General features: G+C 74.3%; 15 protein-coding genes. 10 read left to right on the plus strand and 5 right to left on the minus strand.

The features are described from left to right. Positions 1-80: 80 nt before the first annotated feature. Positions 81-1,094, minus strand: coding sequence for a lysophospholipid acyltransferase family protein (locus AB0G14_RS16620; protein ID WP_357698110.1), 1,014 nt, complete (start codon positions 1,092-1,094; stop codon positions 81-83). Further along, positions 1,091-1,864 carry a GNAT family N-acyltransferase gene (locus AB0G14_RS16625; RefSeq protein WP_357698112.1) on the minus strand — a complete coding sequence of 258 codons (774 nt, stop codon included), beginning with the start codon at positions 1,862-1,864 and terminating at the stop codon, positions 1,091-1,093. Before AB0G14_RS16625 ends, AB0G14_RS16620 begins: the two co-directional genes overlap by 4 nt. Positions 1,865-2,025: 161 nt before the next feature. On the opposite strand from AB0G14_RS16625, the gene AB0G14_RS16630 reads away from it, so the two are divergent. The 7 genes from AB0G14_RS16630 (at position 2,026) to AB0G14_RS16660 (ending at position 12,238) form a co-directional block, all read left to right on the plus strand. Then, a complete protein-coding gene (locus AB0G14_RS16630; protein WP_357698114.1) occupies positions 2,026-2,688 on the plus strand; it encodes a hypothetical protein in 663 nt (220 codons plus the stop codon). Positions 2,689-2,819: 131 nt separating this feature from the next. Continuing rightward, complete coding sequence (locus AB0G14_RS16635; protein ID WP_357698116.1) at positions 2,820-3,755, plus strand: ATP-binding cassette domain-containing protein; 936 nt, start codon at positions 2,820-2,822, stop codon at positions 3,753-3,755. After that, positions 3,752-4,564: an ABC transporter permease gene (locus AB0G14_RS16640; RefSeq protein ID WP_357698118.1), complete on the plus strand. Its 813-nt coding sequence runs from the start codon at positions 3,752-3,754 to the stop codon at positions 4,562-4,564. Before AB0G14_RS16635 ends, AB0G14_RS16640 begins: the two co-directional genes overlap by 4 nt. A 282-nt stretch (positions 4,565-4,846) precedes the next feature. After that, complete coding sequence (locus tag AB0G14_RS16645) at positions 4,847-8,572, plus strand: multifunctional oxoglutarate decarboxylase/oxoglutarate dehydrogenase thiamine pyrophosphate-binding subunit/dihydrolipoyllysine-residue succinyltransferase subunit (protein ID WP_357698120.1); 3,726 nt, start codon at positions 4,847-4,849, stop codon at positions 8,570-8,572. A 158-nt stretch (positions 8,573-8,730) separates the two neighbouring features. After that, positions 8,731-8,910, plus strand: coding sequence for a DUF6104 family protein (locus AB0G14_RS16650; protein ID WP_357698122.1), 180 nt, complete (start codon positions 8,731-8,733; stop codon positions 8,908-8,910). A gap of 143 nt (positions 8,911-9,053) precedes the next feature. Next, positions 9,054-11,123, plus strand: a complete 2,070-nt coding sequence (gene pta / locus AB0G14_RS16655; RefSeq protein ID WP_357698124.1) for a phosphate acetyltransferase — start codon at positions 9,054-9,056, stop codon at positions 11,121-11,123. After that, entirely contained in the window at positions 11,120-12,238 is a 1,119-nt protein-coding gene (locus AB0G14_RS16660; RefSeq protein WP_357698126.1) for an acetate kinase, read from the plus strand. The genes pta and AB0G14_RS16660 overlap by 4 nt, the downstream gene beginning before the upstream one ends. An 83-nt stretch (positions 12,239-12,321) precedes the next feature. On the opposite strand, the gene AB0G14_RS16665 is transcribed toward AB0G14_RS16660, so the two are convergent. Together AB0G14_RS16665 and AB0G14_RS16670 are read right to left on the minus strand one after the other, a co-directional pair. Then, the gene (locus AB0G14_RS16665; RefSeq protein WP_357698128.1) at positions 12,322-12,981 is read right to left on the minus strand and encodes a DUF3592 domain-containing protein; all 660 of its coding nucleotides are present in this window, start codon (positions 12,979-12,981) and stop codon (positions 12,322-12,324) included. A 5-nt stretch (positions 12,982-12,986) separates the two neighbouring features. Further along, positions 12,987-13,157 carry a hypothetical protein gene (locus tag AB0G14_RS16670; protein WP_357698130.1) on the minus strand — a complete coding sequence of 57 codons (171 nt, stop codon included), beginning with the start codon at positions 13,155-13,157 and terminating at the stop codon, positions 12,987-12,989. Positions 13,158-13,315: 158 nt separating this feature from the next. Between AB0G14_RS16670 and AB0G14_RS16675 the strand changes: the two genes are divergently transcribed. The 3 genes from AB0G14_RS16675 (at position 13,316) to AB0G14_RS16685 (ending at position 15,944) form a co-directional block, all read left to right on the plus strand. Continuing rightward, entirely contained in the window at positions 13,316-14,206 is an 891-nt protein-coding gene (locus AB0G14_RS16675) for an alpha/beta hydrolase (RefSeq protein WP_357698132.1), read from the plus strand. A gap of 80 nt (positions 14,207-14,286) precedes the next feature. After that, positions 14,287-14,826, plus strand: coding sequence for an aminoglycoside adenylyltransferase (locus AB0G14_RS16680; protein ID WP_357698134.1), 540 nt, complete (start codon positions 14,287-14,289; stop codon positions 14,824-14,826). Between the two features lie 149 nt (positions 14,827-14,975). Next, entirely contained in the window at positions 14,976-15,944 is a 969-nt protein-coding gene (locus AB0G14_RS16685; RefSeq protein ID WP_357698136.1) for a chlorophyllase, read from the plus strand. Positions 15,945-15,992: 48 nt separating this feature from the next. Here the strand turns inward: AB0G14_RS16685 and AB0G14_RS16690 are convergent, their stop codons facing one another. Beyond that, the gene (locus tag AB0G14_RS16690; protein WP_357698138.1) at positions 15,993-16,955 is read right to left on the minus strand and encodes a zinc-binding dehydrogenase; all 963 of its coding nucleotides are present in this window, start codon (positions 16,953-16,955) and stop codon (positions 15,993-15,995) included. Positions 16,956-16,978: the final 23 nt, after the last annotated feature.

Here is a 16,978-nt window from a genome sequence, read left to right on the forward strand (position 1 = left end):
CGACGCGTCCCACGGCAGGACAGTAACGCGATACATCGCGATATGGCAAGCGGTGCCGCCGGGCGGCGGACGGTCGGGGGTCAGGCGGCCAGGTCGAGCCTCCGCTCCGGTCCGGCCGGCCCGGCGGGAGGCCCCGGTTCCGACGGCGCGGCGACCGGCGGGGACGGCACCGGCGCGGCCACCGGCGGAAACAGCGCCGGCACGGGGACCGGCGCGGACAGCGCCGGCACGGGGACCGGCGCGCCCGGGGCCGCCGACCCGGCCGGCGGCGGCACGAGGTGCACGGCCGACTCGGCCGTCCGGGCGAGCAGTCGACGGTCGGCGTCCCGCGCGGGGTGCAGCGCGGCGGAGACGGTCACCCGGACCTCCAGGTCGCGGGCGGCGAGCACCCGACCCAGCGAGCGGAACAGGTTGTCGTCGCCGACGAAGGCGGCGGCCGTGGTCGGCACGCCGGTCGCGGCGCACGCGTACCCGATCCGCAGCGGCACCACCGGCGCCCCGGCGTCGATCGCCGCCTGGAACAGGGCCGGGCGGAACCCCCGGCCGGGGCGGCAGCCGACCGCGTCGGCGGCCCCGCACCACGTCGTACCCTCCGGGAAGACCGCCACCGGGCGGCCGGCGCGCAGCACGGCGGCGACCCGGGCCACCGTCGCCGGCAGGTCGCGCGGCCGGGCCCGGTCGACCAGGACGGTGCCAGCCGCGGTCGCGAGCAGCCCGACCAGCGGCCAGGACCGCACCTCCCGCTTGGCCACCATCCGGGCCGGCGCGACGGCCAGCAGCGCCAGCACGTCCAGCCAGGAGACGTGGTTGGCCACCAGCAACGCCGGCCGCCGCGGCGCCCGGCCGCGCACCACCAGGCGGACGCCGAGGACGCGCAGCGTCCCCCGGGCCCAGCCGCGCACGGCCACGGCCCGTTCCGCCGCCGGCAGCACCGGCAGCAGCGCGGCCAGCACCGTGCCCGCCAGCAGCATCCCGAGCACAGCCAGCAGCCGGGCCGCCCGCCGGGCCGCCGGCGCGGCCGGCGGCTCGCCGGCGACCGGGAGGCAGGCCGGCCCGCAGCCCGACGCGGGCAGCCAGAGAGGTGTCGCACTCACCGCTCGGTCCCGCCCAGGAAGTGCCGCAGGTAGCGGGGGTTCATCCGGTCCAGGGAGAAGAGCACGTAGAAGTCGGCCACCCCGAAGTCCGGGTCGTACGCGGGTTCCCCGCAGACCCAGGCGCCGAGGCGCAGGTAGCCGCGCAGCAGCGGCGGCAGCACGGCCCGCCCCGCCGGACGGTCGGCCGGCCCGGTCGTCGCGCCCGGCTCGGCAAACCAGGGACGGCGCGGACGCACCCGCAGCGGCGGCGGGGCCAGGTGCCGGGCCCGGACCTCGTCCCACACCGCGGCGGCGGCCCCGCCCCCGTCGGCCACCGGCACCGACGCGCAGCCGCCGAGCCAGCGCGACCCGCGCAGGTGCAGGTAGCGGGTGATGCCGGCCCACATCAGGTTGATCACGGCGCCGGAGCGGTGGTCGGGGTGCACGCAGGAGCGGCCGGCCTCGACCAACTGCTCCCGGAGCGGGTCGAGCGCCGCGAGGTCGAACTCGGTCTCGGCGTACCGACGGTCGGTGCGGTCCGGCGGGAGGAGCCGGTACGTGCCGACGACCTCGCCCGTGCTCTCCTGCCGGACGATCAGGTGGTCGCAGTACGGGTCGAACTCGTCGACGTCGCGCCCGGCGGCGTCGGGGCGGAGGGTGGCGCCGAGCTCGGTGGCGAACACCTCGTGACGGAGGCGTTGCGCGGCCGCGACCTCGCTCGGGTCGTCGGCGATCAGCAGGGTGTATCCGCTGGTCGTCAGGGGTGCGCCAGCGGCGTGCAGAACGGCCATGGCACCTGTGTAGGCGGCCCGGGTTGCCGGGCGTTGGGGTGAGGAGTGTCGATGAGGTGAACGGCGGTCGGCGACCCGTGGCGGGGCCGGCCGGCGGGCGTGCGAGGCTGCCGGGGGCGGGCCGGCGACGGGGCCGGACGCCGCGCCGCAGGAGGTGTCTGATGATCATCGAGTCGCGCCACAACGGGCCGCCCGGCTCGGGCAACGGCGGCTGGAGCGCCGGGGTCTTCGCCGCCGCGTCCGGTGCCCCGGGGCCGGTCGAGGTGACGCTGCGTCGCCCGCCCCCGCTGGAGACCCTGCTCACTCTCGTCGACGGGGAGGTCCGCGACCCGGAGGGCCTGGTCGTCGCCCAGGTCCGCCCCACGGAGGATCCCCGCGCGGTCGTGCCGCCGGTGGACCTGCCGGCCGCGCGGGCCGCGTCGGCGGCGTACCCCGGACTGGTGGACCACCCCTTCCCGGGCTGCTACGTCTGCGGCCCGGGCCGCCCCGACGGCCTGCGGATCTTCCCGGGCCGGCTGCCGGACGGCCGGACCGCCGCGCCGTTCCGCGCGCCGGGGTCGGTCACTCCCGCCACGGTCTGGGCGGCGCTGGACTGCCCCGGCGGCTGGGCGGTCATCGCCCCCGGCCGGCCGTACGTCCTCGGCCGCATCGCGGCGGTGGTCGCGGCGCTGCCCGAGCCGGGCGACGAGTGCGTGGTGACCGGCGCGATGGTCGGCGGCGAGGGCCGCAAGGCACTCGTGCACACCAGCCTGTACGCCCCCGACGGCACCCTCCTGGCCTGGGCCCGGGCGACCTGGATCGCCGTGGCGGCGGCCGGCGGGTAGTCGTTCCTGGGGAGGAGGGCCTCCTGCCTGAGACGGAGGTGGATCTACGGAGCGCGCCTGATTGACCTCGTTGCGCCCGCCCGCCACGCTGTGTCACGGCGTACCCCGACGCCCCCGCACGAAGGAGAGCAATGACTGACGGGCAGCGAAGCCCCACAAGTGACGGTCAGATCGTGGTGTCCGGCCTGACGAAGCAGTACAAGAACGTCCGGGCCGTGAACAATCTGTCCTTCACGGTCGAGCCGGGGCGGGTGACCGGGTTCCTCGGCCCCAACGGTGCCGGCAAGACGACCACCCTGCGCATGCTGCTGAACCTGGTCACCCCGACCGGCGGACAGGCGACCATCAGCGGCCGCCGGTACGCCGACCTGACCGACCCGCTGCGGCACGTCGGCGCGGTGCTGGAGGCGTCCAGCGCGCACAAGGGCCGCACCGGGATCAACCACCTGCGGGTGCTCTGCGCGGCGGCGGGGCTGCCGAAGCAGCGGGCCGACGAGGCGCTGGCGCTGGTCGGGCTCACGCCGGCGGCGAACCGCAAGTTCAAGGGCTACTCGCTCGGCATGAAGCAGCGGCTCGGCATCGCCGCCGCGATGCTCGGCGACCCCCGGGTGCTGATCCTCGACGAGCCGGCCAACGGCCTGGACCCGGAGGGCATCCGGTGGATGCGCGGGTTCCTCAAGAACCTCGCGCACGAGGGCCGCACCGTGCTGGTCTCCAGCCACCTGCTGTCCGAGATGCAGCTGCTCGCCGACGACGTGGTGATCATCGCCGCCGGCCAGCTCGTCCGGCAGGGCACGGTCGAGCACGTGATCGGGTCGATGGCGCAGGGCGTCCGGGTGCGCGTGCGCACCCCGCAGGCCGACGCGCTGACCGTGGCGCTGAAGGACGGCCCGGCCACCGTCGACGTCGACGAGCACGGCGTCCTGCTGGTGGGCGGGGTGGACGCCCCGACCGTGGGCCGGGTCGCCCTGGCCGCCGGCGTCGAACTACACGAACTGACCACGGAACGGCCCGACCTGGAACGGGTCTTCCTGGAGCTGACGGCCGGAAAGGCGGGCATCCGATGAACCTCGTCCGATCCGAGCTGCTCAAGATCCGCACCACCAGCACCTGGTGGTGGCTGGCCATCGGCGCGTTCCTGTCGATCGCGTTGGCGTTCGCGGTCAACGCCTGGGTCGCCGACGAGACGCTGAGCGGCAAGGGCGAGAGCCTGGGCGTCACCGGCGACATGGCGTCCGCGGCGGCGCAGGCCGCCAACCTCTACACCTCCGGGCAGTACCTGGGCCTGATGTTCGTGATGCTGATCGGCATCCTGATGGTCACCAACGAGTTCTTCCACCAGACGGCGACCACGACGTTCCTGTCCACGCCGCGGCGCACGTCGGTGATCATCAGCAAGCTCGTCGCGGCGAGCCTGCTGGGCTTCGGGTTCTGGCTGGTGACCACGTTGATCGACCTGGCCGCCGGGGCGGTCTTCCTGTCGATCAACGACTACGGCACGATGCTCGACGAGTGGGCCGTGCAGCGGGCGCTGCTGCTCAACCTGCTGGCGTACGCGATCTGGACGGTCCTCGGCGTGGGCATCGGCACGCTGATCACCAACCAGCTCGGCGCGGTGATCACCGCCGCGGTGCTCTACCTGGTCGGCACGCAGGTGGTGGGGCTGCTGTTCATGCTGCTGGCGAACGCGCTGGACAACATGGCCGTGGCCAAGTGGCAGGTGATCTGGCCGGCCGTCGCCTCGACGGTCATGGTCAGCGAGGGCCAGACGGACTTCACCCCCGAGTGGTGGGTCGGCGCGCTCGTGCTGATCGGCTACGCGGTGGTCAGCGGGGTGGTCGGCATCGCGATCACCCGCCGTCGCGACATCTCCTGACGGGTTCGGACGACGGGGGGCGGGGGTGGTGCCGGGCACCACCCCCGCCCCCCGTCGTACCGGGCGCCGGCGACACGACGGGCCTTACCAGCAGCCGGCGGAACACGCAGCGTTTGGCCAACTTCTGGCATCTTCTGTGAAACGGACCACGCGGCGGAGGCGGAAATGCCTGCGGCATCCGCACGGCGTAGCCTGGGAGCCGTCTCGTGGGCGCTCGCAGACAGGGCGGCACGGGGACACCGCGTGACATACAAACCCGCGTGAAAGAGGCGATTACCGGCCGTGTCGACCCAGCAGACTTCGCAGGAGAACCCACTGGCGGGTTTCGGCCCGAACGAGTGGATCGTCGAGGAGATGTACCAGCGCTACCTCGCCGACCCCACCAGCGTCGATTCGGCCTGGCACGACTTCTTCGCGGACTACCGTCCGGCGCCCGGCGCCGGCACGCCCCGCGCCGAAAAGCAGGCCCCGAAGCCGGCCGCCGGGCCGGAGCCCGCCGGGCAGCAGGAGGCGACCACCTCGGTCGCGCAGCCGGCCGCCGCCAAGCCGGCGGAGAAGAAGCCGGAGAAGCCGGCCGCCAAGGCCGCCCCGGCCAAGCCGGCGCCCGCGAAGGCCGCCCCGGCCAAGCCCGCGCCGACCAAGCCGACCGCCACCGGCCCGCAGACCACGCCGCTGCGCGGCGTGGCGGCGAAGATCGTCCAGAACATGGACGCCTCGCTCGCCGTGCCGACCGCCACCAGCGTGCGCGCCGTCCCGGCCAAGCTGCTGGTCGACAACCGCATCGTGATCAACAACCACCTCACCCGTGGGCGCGGCGGCAAGGTCAGCTTCACCCACCTCATCGGGTACGCGATGGTCCGGGCGCTGGTCGCCCACCCGGAGATGAACAACTCCTTCGCCGAGGTCGACGGCAAGCCGGTCATGGTCCGGCCCGAGCACGTCAACCTGGGCATCGCGATCGACCTGGTGAAGCCGGACGGCAGCCGCAACCTGGTGGTCCCGTCCATCAAGGGCTGCGAGCAGATGGACTTCCGGCAGTTCTGGCAGGCGTACGAGGACGTGGTCCGGCGCGCCCGCCGCAACGAGCTGACCATGGAGGACTACTCCGGCACCACGATCTCGCTGACCAACCCCGGCGGCATCGGCACCGTGCACTCGATGCCGCGGCTCATGCAGGGGCAGAGCGCGATCATCGGCGTCGGCGCGATGGAGTACCCGGCCCCCTACCAGGGCATGTCCGAGGCCACCCTGGCCGAGCTGGCGGTCAGCAAGGTCATCACCCTGACCAGCACGTACGACCACCGGATCATCCAGGGCGCGCAGTCCGGCGAGTTCCTCAAGGTCATGCACGAGCTGCTGCTGGGCGAGCACGACTTCTACGACCAGATCTTCACCTCGCTGCGGATCCCGTACGAGCCGGTGCGCTGGATGCGCGACGTCGCGGTCAACAGCGAGGGCCAGATCAACAAGACCGCCCGGGTGCACGAGCTGATCCACGCCTACCGGGTGCGCGGGCACCTGATGGCCGACACCGACCCGCTCGAGTTCGAGATCCGCAAGCACCCGGACCTGGACGTCCTCCAGCACGGGCTGACCCTGTGGGACCTGGACCGCGAGTTCCCGGTCAACGGCTTCGCCGGCAAGCAGCGGATGAAGCTGCGCGACATTCTCGGCGTGCTGCGCGACTCGTACTGCCGCCGGGTCGGCATCGAGTACATGCACATCCAGGACCCGGAGGAGCGGCGCTGGATCCAGGAGCGGATCGAGCGCAAGTACGAGAAGCCGTCCCCGGACGAGCAGAAGCACGTGCTCAACCGGCTCAACGCCGCCGAGGCGTTCGAGACCTTCCTGCAGACCAAGTACGTCGGGCAGAAGCGCTTCTCGCTGGAGGGCGGCGAGTCGCTGATCCCGCTGCTCGGCGAGGTGCTGGAGGCTTCCGCCGAGGACGGGCTGGACGAGGTCGTCATCGGCATGGCCCACCGCGGCCGGCTCAACGTGCTGGCGAACATCGTCGGCAAGCCGTACGAGAAGATCTTCTCGGAGTTCGAGGGGCACCTGGACCCGCGCTCCACGCAGGGCTCCGGCGACGTGAAGTACCACCTGGGTCAGAACGGCAAGTTCACCACGCCGGACGGCGACCACGCGGTCAAGGTCTCGGTGGTGGCGAACCCGTCGCACCTGGAGGCCGTCGACCCGGTGCTGGAGGGCATCGTCCGGGCCAAGCAGGACCGGATAGACCTCAAGCTGGAGGGCTACACCGTGCTGCCGCTCGCGGTGCACGGCGACGCCGCCTTCGCCGGCCAGGGCGTGGTGGCGGAGACGCTCAACCTCTCCCAGCTGCGCGGCTACCGCACCGGCGGCACCGTGCACGTGGTGGTCAACAACCAGGTCGGCTTCACCACCGCCCCGGAGTACAGCCGCTCCAGCCTCTACAGCACCGACGTCGCCCGGATGATCCAGGCGCCGATCTTCCACGTCAACGGCGACGACCCCGAGGCCGTGGTCCGGGTCGCCCGGCTGGCCTTCGAGTACCGGCAGGCGTTCAACAAGGACGTCGTCATCGACATGGTCTGCTACCGCCGGCGCGGGCACAACGAGGGCGACGACCCGTCGATGTCCAACCCGCAGATGTACAAGATCATCGACTCGAAGCGGTCCGTCCGGAAGCTCTACACCGAGGAGCTGATCGGGCGCGGCGACATCACCGTGGAGGACGCGGAGGAGCTGCTGCGCGACTACCAGTCGCAGCTGGAGCGGGTCTTCAAGGCCACCCGCGACGCGGCCACCATGCCGCGCCAGCTCAGCCGCCCCAAGCGGGAGGACGAGCCGGAGCCGCAGGTGGAGACCGCCACGGACGCCGGCGTCGTCAAGGCCATCGGCGAGGCGCACGTCAACCTGCCGGAGGGCTTCACCCCGCACAAGCGGATCCAGCAGCTGCTCGACCGGCGGGCCAAGATGTCCGTCGAGGGCAACATCGACTGGGGCTTCGGCGAGATCATCGCGTTCGGCTCGCTGCTGCACGACGGGATCACCGTCCGGCTCGCCGGTCAGGACTCCCGCCGGGGCACCTTCGTGCAGCGGCACGCCGCGGTGGTCGACGCCGAGACCGGCCAGGACCACCTCCCCCTGCAGTCGCTGACCGGCGACGGCGAGCGGTCCCGGTTCTTCGTGCACGACTCCCTGCTCAGCGAGTACGCGGCGATGGGCTTCGAGTACGGCTACTCGGTGGAGAACATCAACGCGCTGGTCTGCTGGGAGGCGCAGTTCGGCGACTTCGTCAACGGCGCCCAGTCGGTGATCGACGAGTTCATCTCCTCCGGCGAGGTAAAGTGGGGCCAGCGCTCCGCGGTCACCCTGCTGCTGCCGCACGGCCACGAGGGCCAGGGCCCGGACCACACCTCCGGCCGCCCGGAGCGGTTCCTGCAGATGTGCGCCGAGGACAACATGCGGGTGGCCATCCCGACCACCCCGGCGAACTACTTCCACCTGCTGCGGCGCCAGGCGCTCTCGCCGAAGCGCAAGCCGCTGGTGGTGTTCACGCCGAAGTCGCTGCTGCGGCACAAGCTCTGCGTCTCCTCCGTCGAGGAGTTCACCACCGGCACCTTCCAGCCGGTGCTGCGCGACCCGGGCGCCCCGGCGCCGGAGGCGGTGAAGCGGGTGCTGCTCTGCTCGGGCAAGGTCTACTACGACCTGTTCCAGGCCCGGCAGGAGCGCGGCATCACCGACACCGCGATCATCCGGCTGGAGCAGCTCTACCCGATGCCGGTGGAGGAGATCCGGGCCGCGCTGGCGGCGTGCCCGAACGCCGAGGACTACGCCTGGGTGCAGGAGGAGCCGGCCAACCAGGGCGCCTGGTCGTTCGTCGCGCTCAACCTGCTGGAGCACCTGGCCGACGTCCGGCTGCGTCGCATCTCCCGTCCGGCCGCGGCCGCCCCGGCCGTCGGCTCGGCGAAGATGCACGACGTGGAGCAGACCGCGCTGATCGAGGCGGCTCTCCCCCGCCCGTGACCTGACCGCACCGCCGAGCGCACCGGGGCAGAGCCCGTCACCCTGACGGCTCTGCCCCGTCGGCGTCCCGGCCCGTCCGAGGCGGTCCCGGCCGGCGTCCGCCCCGGGACGGTCGGGACGCCCACACACAGCAGACAGACGAGCGAGGAACGGACGACATGTACTTCACCGACCGCGGCATCGAGGAACTGGTCGAACGCCGGGGCGACGAGCAGGTCAGCATGGAGTGGCTCGGCGAGCGCCTCCGCGACTTCGTCGACCTGAACCCCGAGTTCGAGACCCCGATCGAGCGCTTCGCCACCTGGCTCGCGCGCCTCGACGACGAAGACGACGAGTGACCCGCCCCCTCACCTTGCGTTGATCATGACGTTGGTGTCGCGACACGCCCCGAGGCGGGCGACAACAACTTCATGATCAATGGCCCGGGCGGGTGGGGCTAAGGTCCCGGGCCGAGGGGGGCGCGATCTTCTAGGGTGGGTGCGTGGCGCGGAGTGTGTACCTGACCAGCGTGGGATCCGGCGGTGGCAAGTCGACCGTCGCGCTCGGACTGGCGGAGCTGTTGTCCCGGCAGGTCGAGCGGATCGGCGCGTTCCGGCCGCTGGTCGGCGGGCACGGCCCCGACCCGATCCTCGCCCTGCTCAGCGACCGGTACCGGATCGGGCTGCCGCTGGCCGACCTCAGCGGCACCACGTACGCCGAGGCCACCGCGCTGGTCGCCGACGGGCGGCGGGAGGAACTGATCGCCGGCATCGTCACGCGCTATCGGGAGGTCGAGCGGCGCTGCCCGGCGGTGGTCGTGGTGGGCAGCGACTTCGCCGACGGCGGCGACGGCGCCGGGCCCCGCGAGCTGGCCTTCAACGCCCGGCTGGCCACCGAGTTCGGCAGCGTGGTGGTGCCCGTGGTCGACGGCTTCGGGCAGGAGCCGGCGGCGATCGCGGCGGCGGCGCGCGGGGCGTACCACGATCTGGAGGACCTCGGGGCGACGGTGCTGGCGGTCGTCGCCAACCGGGTGCCCGGCCCGATGGCCCTGCCGGACCTGCCGGTCCCCGCGTACGCCATCCCGGAGGTGCCGACCGTGTCGGCGCCGACGGTGGCCGAGGTGGCGGCGGCGCTCGGCGCCACGCTGCTGGCCGGGGACGACGACGCGCTCGGCCGCGACGTGCTCGACTACGTGGTCGGCGCGGCGCACGTGCCGACGCTGCTGGACCACCTGACCGAGGGCGCCCTGGTGATCACCCCCGGGGACCGGGCGGACCTGCTGGTGGCGGCGAGCGCGGCGCACGTGGCCGGGCAGGTCTCGGTCGCCGGGGTGGTGCTCACCCTCGGCGAGCAGCCGGACCCGCGCGCGATGCGGCTGGTGGAGGGGCTGAGCACCGGGCTCGCGGTGCTCTCCGTGCCCAGCGACAGCTACGACACGGTGGCCGCGTCCAGCCGGATCGAGGGCCGCCCCAGCGCGGCCAACCCGCGCAAGGTGGAGGCCGCGCTCGGCGCGTTCGAGCGCTGCGTGGACACCGACGACCTGGCCCGCCGGCTGCGGGTCAGCCGCTCCGGGCGGGTCACCCCGCTGATGTTCGAGAACGACCTGATCGACCGGGCCCGGGCCCGGCGCCGGCACCTCGTGCTGCCCGAGGGGGCGGAGGAGCGGATCCTGCGGGCGACGGAGATCCTGCTGCGCCGGGGCGTCGCCGACATCACCCTGCTCGGGCGTCCCGACGACGTCGTACGGCGGACTCGCGAGCTGGGCATCGACATCACCGGCGCGCGGGTGGTCGACCCGGTCACCAGCGAGTGGCGCGACGAGTTCGCCGTCGAGTACGCGAAGCTGCGCGCCCACCGGGGGGTCACCGCCGAGCTGGCGCACGACATCGTCGACCAGCCGAACTACTTCGGCACCCTGATGGTGCAGACCGGGCACGCCGACGGGATGGTCTCCGGGGCGACCCACACCACCGCCGCCACGATCCGGCCGGCCTTCGAGATCATCCGTACGGTGCCGGGGGTCTCGGTCGCCTCCAGCGTCTTCTTCATGCTGCTGGCCGACCGGGTGCTGGTCTACGGCGACTGCGCGGTCAACCCCGACCCGGACGCGGCCCAGCTCGCCGACATCGCCATCTCCTCGGCGGACACCGCCGCCCGGTTCGGCATCGAGCCGCGGGTCGCCATGCTCTCCTACTCCACCGGCAGCTCCGGGGCGGGCGCCGACGTGGAGAAGGTCGCGGCGGCCACGAAACTGGTCCGGCAGCGCCGCCCCGACCTGCTGGTCGAGGGGCCGATCCAGTACGACGCGGCGATCGACCCGGCGGTCGCGGCGACGAAGCTGCCCGGCAGCGCGGTCGCCGGCCGGGCCACGGTCTTCGTCTTCCCCGACCTGAACACGGGCAACAACACGTACAAGGCGGTGCAGCGCTCCGCCGGGGCAGTGGCCGTCGGGCCCGTGATGCAGGGCCTGCGCCGGCCGGTGAACGACCTGTCCCGGGGAGCCACCGTGCCGGACATCGTGAACACCGTGGCGATCACCGCCATCCAGGCCGCCGCCGAGGAGTCGTCATGAGCCGGGTGCTCGTACTCAACTGCGGGTCGTCGTCGGTGAAGTACCGGCTCTTCGACGGCGACCGGGTGCTCGACAGGGGCACCGTGGAGCGGGTCGGCGAACCGGGCGGCGGCCCGGCCGACCACGAGACCGCCGTCCGGCAGATCCTCGCCGGGCTCGACCTGGCCGGGCTCGCCGCCGTCGGGCACCGGGTGGTCCACGGCGGCAAGCGGTTCGGCGAGCCCGTCCTGATCGACGACGCGGTGCTCGCCGCGATCCGCGACCTGATCCCGCTCGCGCCGCTGCACAACCCCGCCAACCTGACCGGCATCGAGGTCGCCCTGGCCGCGCTGCCGGACGTGCCGCAGGTCGCCGTCTTCGACACCGCGTTCCACACCACGCTGCCCGAGGCCGCCGCGACCTACGCGGTCGAGCGGGACACCGCCGAGCGGTACGGCATCCGGCGGTACGGGTTCCACGGCACCTCGCACGCGTACGTGTCCCGGCGCGCCGCCGAGCTGCTCGGCCGCCCGTACGCGGAGGTGAACACGATCACCCTGCACCTGGGCAACGGGGCCAGCGCCTGCGCGGTCGCCGGCGGCCGGAGCGTGGCCACCTCGATGGGGATGTCCCCGCTGGAGGGCCTGGTGATGGGCACCCGCAGCGGCGACCTCGACCCGACCGTCATCTTCCACCTGCGCCGGGAGGGCGGGCTCTCCGTCGACGAGATCGACGACCTGCTCAACCACCGCAGCGGCCTGCTCGGGCTGACCGGCGCCAACGACATGCGCGAGGTCCTCAGGCGCCGGGCGGACGGCGATCCGGCGGCCACGCTCGCCTTCGACGTCTACTGCCGGCGGATCACCGGCTACGTCGGGGCGTACTACGCGCTGCTCGGGCGGGTGGACGCGATCGCCTTCACCGCCGGAGTCGGCGAGCACGCCGCGCCGGTGCGCGCCGCCGCGCTGGCCGGCCTGGACCGGCTCGGCATCGCGGTGGACCCGGAGCGCAACGCCGGCAGCGGCGACCGGGTCATCTCACCCGAGGGCGCCGAGGTGACGGTCTGTGTCCTCGGCACCGACGAGGAGCGCGAGATCGCCCTCCAGACGCGGGCCGTGGTCGGCGCGGTCGGCTGACCGACCACCCCGGGCACGGCCCGGGCGGGTCGGGGCGTCGGGCCCCGCCGGCGGTCGAGTTCGGCGCGCGGTCGCCGCCGGCCTCAGCGCCGAGTCTTCCCGCGACGCCGCGCGGCCCGGGTGCGCCGGACCCGGTCGCGTCCGGGCCCTCTGCGGAGTCGTGCGGGTGTGGGCCGGTCGAACATCCCCGTCGGGACGAGGGCCGCGAACACGAATGCCCCGCCCAACGCGGCGACCAGCAGCCCGAACGGGATGCCGCCCCAGGAGTTGAGGAAGAAGACCGAGTCGTCGGTGTTGCCGTTGGCGGCCACGAACTCCGCGGGGCGCTCCGGGTCGACCCAGAGCGTCATCACCTCCGGCGGCTCGTGGAGACAGCCACCGGCCGAGCCACAGCGGATCCGCCGGGTGCGCTGGACGCCCTCGTAGACGTACCAGACCCGGACCGTGTCGGTGCCGCCGCCGCGCCCGACGTCGTCGCGCCGGTCGGTCACGGTGGCCCGGACCGGAACGCCGTCCGCCCGCAGCCGCTCCGCCTTCGCGTGCAGGTGCCATTTGTACGCCCCCGTGGCCACCGCGTTCGTCAGCCCGGCGACCAGCAACACCAGGCCGATGACGGCGGTGCGCCGGTGCAGGCCGCGAAGGCGGGAGCGGAGGTCCGTCCACCGGCCCGGGCCACGCTCCGGACGCGCCGCGTCGGGTGGCGCCTCCACCGCGCCCGGCTCCGGGTCGCCCGGTGGCTCCACGCCGTTCAGCCCAGGGCGAGCCAGGCGAGGAGGGCGACCAGCACGACCGCGACCGCCGCCCCGCCGACGAGCAGCGGCGTGCGGGACGCGCCGGCCGGTGCCTCGGGCTCGGCGGTGTTGGCGAAGGCGCGGAACGCCGCGGTGTTGCCGCTCGGGTCGGTGTGGTTCTCAGGCATGCCGGTGACCCTAGCCAAGCCGGCCCCGCGCGGCGGTCCCCCGCGGGCTCCCCGGCGGCAGGTCGGTCCGGCCGGTGGACCGAGTCCGGCCGGGTGGCGGGGGTGTCCGGGCCGGACGGCGGGGACGATCCGGGCAGTCGGGCACCTACCGTGGAACGGTGGGGGTGAAGCGGCTGGTCGCCGTGCTGATGACGGCGCTGCTGGCGGGCTGCGCGCCGGCCACCGCCGCGCCCGGGAGCGGCGCTCCGCCGGCCCGTCCGGCCCCCGAGACGACGTACGCCGTCGGGGTACGGACGTTCACCGTCGACCCCACCTCGGCTCGGCCGCTGCCGGTGACCGTCTGGTACCCGGCGGACGGGGACGCGGTGGCGGCGGGCCGGTTCCCGGTGGTGGTCTACAGCCACGGGCTGCACAGCCTCCCCGAGCTGCACGCCGGGCTGACCACGCGCTGGGCCGCCGCCGGCTTCGTGGTGGCCGCCCCGGCCTACCCGCACACCCGGCGCGGGACGCCCCGGTTCAGCCGCGCCGACGTACGCCACCAGCCGGCCGACGGCTGGCGGCTCGTCCGGCACCTGGTGCGGCTCGACGCCCGGCGCGGCGACCCGCTGGCCGGGCACCTCGACGTCACCCGCTTCGCCGCCGCCGGCCACTCGGCGGGCGGCTTCACCACGGCGGGGATGTTCACCTCGGGACGGTCGGGGCGGCTGCGGGCCGGCATCGTGATCGCCGGCGGCGGCATGGCGGGCAGTTTCGCCGGCCCGGCGGCGCCGCTGCTGTTCGTGCACGGCACGGCCGACCCGATCGTGCCGGCGTCGGTCGGCCGGGCCGCGTACGACCGCACGACCGGCCCGGCCGCCTTCCTGAGCCTGCTCGGTCAGGGCCACGGCGAGTACCTGACCCCGGGGCGGCACGGCTTCGACCAGGTCCTCGCCACCACCACGGACTTCCTCCGCTGGACCCTCTACGGCGACCCGGACGCCGGCCGGCGCCTGCCCGGCGGCGCCCGCCTTCCGGGCGTGACGGCGTTCGAGACCCGCTCCGCCCGCTGACCGCCGCACCGGCCGCCCTGGACGCCCCCGGTACGGGTAACGCCGTGGCGCGGGGACGGCCGCCGGGCTACGGTGCCGCCGTGGACGGTCTGGCGGGGCGACAACTCGACGGCATCGCCGAGCTGGTTGGGCTGGCGTCGGCGGCCGGCATCGAGGTGTGGCTGCGGGGCGGCTGGGCGATGGACTTCCACCTGGGCGAGGTGACCCGGCCGCACGTCGACGTCGACTGGTACTGCTGGCGTGCCGACGCGGAGCGGCTGGCCGGCCTGCTGCGGGCGCACGGCTGGCGGCCGGACCCGAGGATGCCGGTCCACATGCAGCTCGACCTGGTCCGCGACGACGTCGAGGTGAGCGTCGCGTACCTGGCGCGGGACGCGGCCGGCCGGGTGGTGGTGGGCGCCGGCCCGTGGGCGGGCACCCCGCTGCCCGACGGCATGCTGACCGGTCCGCCCGGCCGGATCGGCCCGCTGGCCGTCCCGGTGATCTCGGTGGCCGCCCAGATCGAGTTCAAGGAGATGTTTCCCGTCTGGATGCCGGGGCGCCCCCGCCGCCCCAAGGACGCCGCCGATCTGGCGCGCCTCCGCGCCGCCGGCGCCGACGCCCCGCCCGTGACCGGTTGACGCCCGGCCGACCGGCGAACCGGGCGAGCGGACCCGCCTCGTCGCGTCCGGCACCCGAGTCGGACGAGCCGGCACGAGCCGGTCACGCGGCCGGCGCGCTGCGTCGATCCCGGGTGGGGCGGGTGGCGCGGCGAGGCACAATCGGAGCCATGTCGCGTCGCGCCACCCCCGCCCTGCTCGCCACGGCCATGCTCGCCGCCGGTCTGGTCGGCTGCTCCGCCGACGCCGGTCCGGTCGCCCGCCCGGCCGCTCCCGTCGAATCGCCGAAGGCGAGCACCCCGGCGCCGCTGGTGCCCGCCGGCACCGCCCCCGAGAAGGCGTTCGCCGTCGGCGTACGACAGCTCGAGCTGAACCGCGACGGGGACCGGCCGCTGCCGGTGACCGTCTGGTACCCCGCGGCCGGGGAGGCCGGCGGGCAGCCGGAGCGCTCGGCGGCGGCAGCCAGGGGGAAGTTTCCCGTCGTCATGTTCAGCCACGGCCTGAACGGGCGGCCGGCCGACTACGAGACGCTGCTGACCCGCTGGGCGGCGGCCGGGTTCGTGGTGGCCGCCCCGACCTTCCCGCACACCGCGCGGGGCGGCGACGGCAACGTGCTCGACGTGCTCAACCAGCCCGCCGACGTGTCGTACGCGCTCACCCGGGTGCTCGCCCTCGACGGCCGGAGCGGCGACCCGCTGCGCGGCCGGCTGGCCACCGACCGGGTGGCCGCGGCCGGGCACTCGGCCGGCGGGGTGACCACGATCGGCCTCTTCACCGCCGGCCGCGACGAACGGCTGGACGCCGGGGTGGTCTTCGCCGGCACCGCGCTCGGTGTCGGTACCGCCTTCGCGGGCGCCGCCGCGCCGCAGCTCTTCGTGCACGGCGAGGCCGACGAGGTGGTCGAGTACGCCGCCGGCAAGGCCGCCTACGACAAGGTGCCCTGGCCGAAGGCCATGCTGAGCCTGCCGAAGGGCGACCACGGCCGGGCCCTGCTCAGCGACGGCGACGCCCTGCGGGTGGTCTCGGACACCACGGTCGAGTTCCTGCGCTGGTCCCTCTACGGCGACGAGGCCGCCAAGCGCCGCATCCCCACCGACGCCACCCGCCACGACATCGCCACCCTCGACAACCGCCTCTGAGCGGCCGCGCCCCGCCGGACGGCGAGCGGGCGCGGCCGCCGGGGGCCGTCAGGCGGTGTGGTCGACGACGACCTTGCCGAAGACCTCGCCGGAGTGCAGGCGGGCGAAGGCGTCGGCGACCCGGCTGAACGGGACGACCGAGTCCACCACCGGGCGCACGCCCCGCTCGGCGCAGAACGCGAGCAGGGCGGACAGCTCGTCGGGGGTGCCCATCGAGGTGCCCAGGATCTCCAGCTGCATGGCGAAGACCCGGCGCAGGTTGACCTTCGGCTCGTGCCCGGCGGTCGCGCCGGAGACCACGATCCGGGCCATCGGCGCGGCGGACTTCAGCGAGTGGTCGAACGTGGCCGCCCCGACCGTCTCGATCACCACGCCGACCCGCTCGGGCAGCCGGGCGCCGGGCTCGACGGCGGTGGCGCCCAGCTCGGCGATCCGCTTCCGCTTGCCGGCGTCGCGGCTGGTCGCGTACACCCGCTTGCCCATCGCCGCGGCGAGCGCGACGGCCGCGGTCGCCACGCCGCCCCCGGCGCCCTGGACCAGCACGGCGTCGGCGTCGTCGACCCGACCCACGGTGGTCAGCATCCGCCACGCGGTCAGCCAGGCGGTCGGCAGGCAGGCCGCGTCCGTCGCCGCCAGGCCCGCCGGCAGCGGCACCAGGTTGGACCGGGGTACGGCGACCCGCTCGGCCAGCGTGCCGGGGATGTGCTCGGAGAGGATGGAGACGCCGCGCGGGTCGCCCGGGGTGGCGACCACCGGGTAGACGACGACCTCGTTGCCGTCCGGGTCCACGCCGACGGCGTCGCAGCCGAGGATCATCGGCAGTTGCTCCGCGCGCAGCCCCAGGCCGCGCAGCGACCAGAGGTCGTGGTGGTTGAGGGAGCTGGCCCGCACCTGCACGGTCACCCAGTCGTCGGCCGGGTGGGTGGGCTCGGGCTGCTCGCCGACGGTGAGCGCGGCGAGCGGGTTGGCGTCGTCGAAACGGGAGGCGAAGGCGGCACGCATGATCGGCACGGTAACAAGCCGAGCGGCCGACA

It is taken from the genome of Micromonospora sp. NPDC023814 (assembly GCF_040639595.1).
Taxonomy (GTDB): Bacteria; Actinomycetota; Actinomycetes; order Mycobacteriales; family Micromonosporaceae; genus Micromonospora.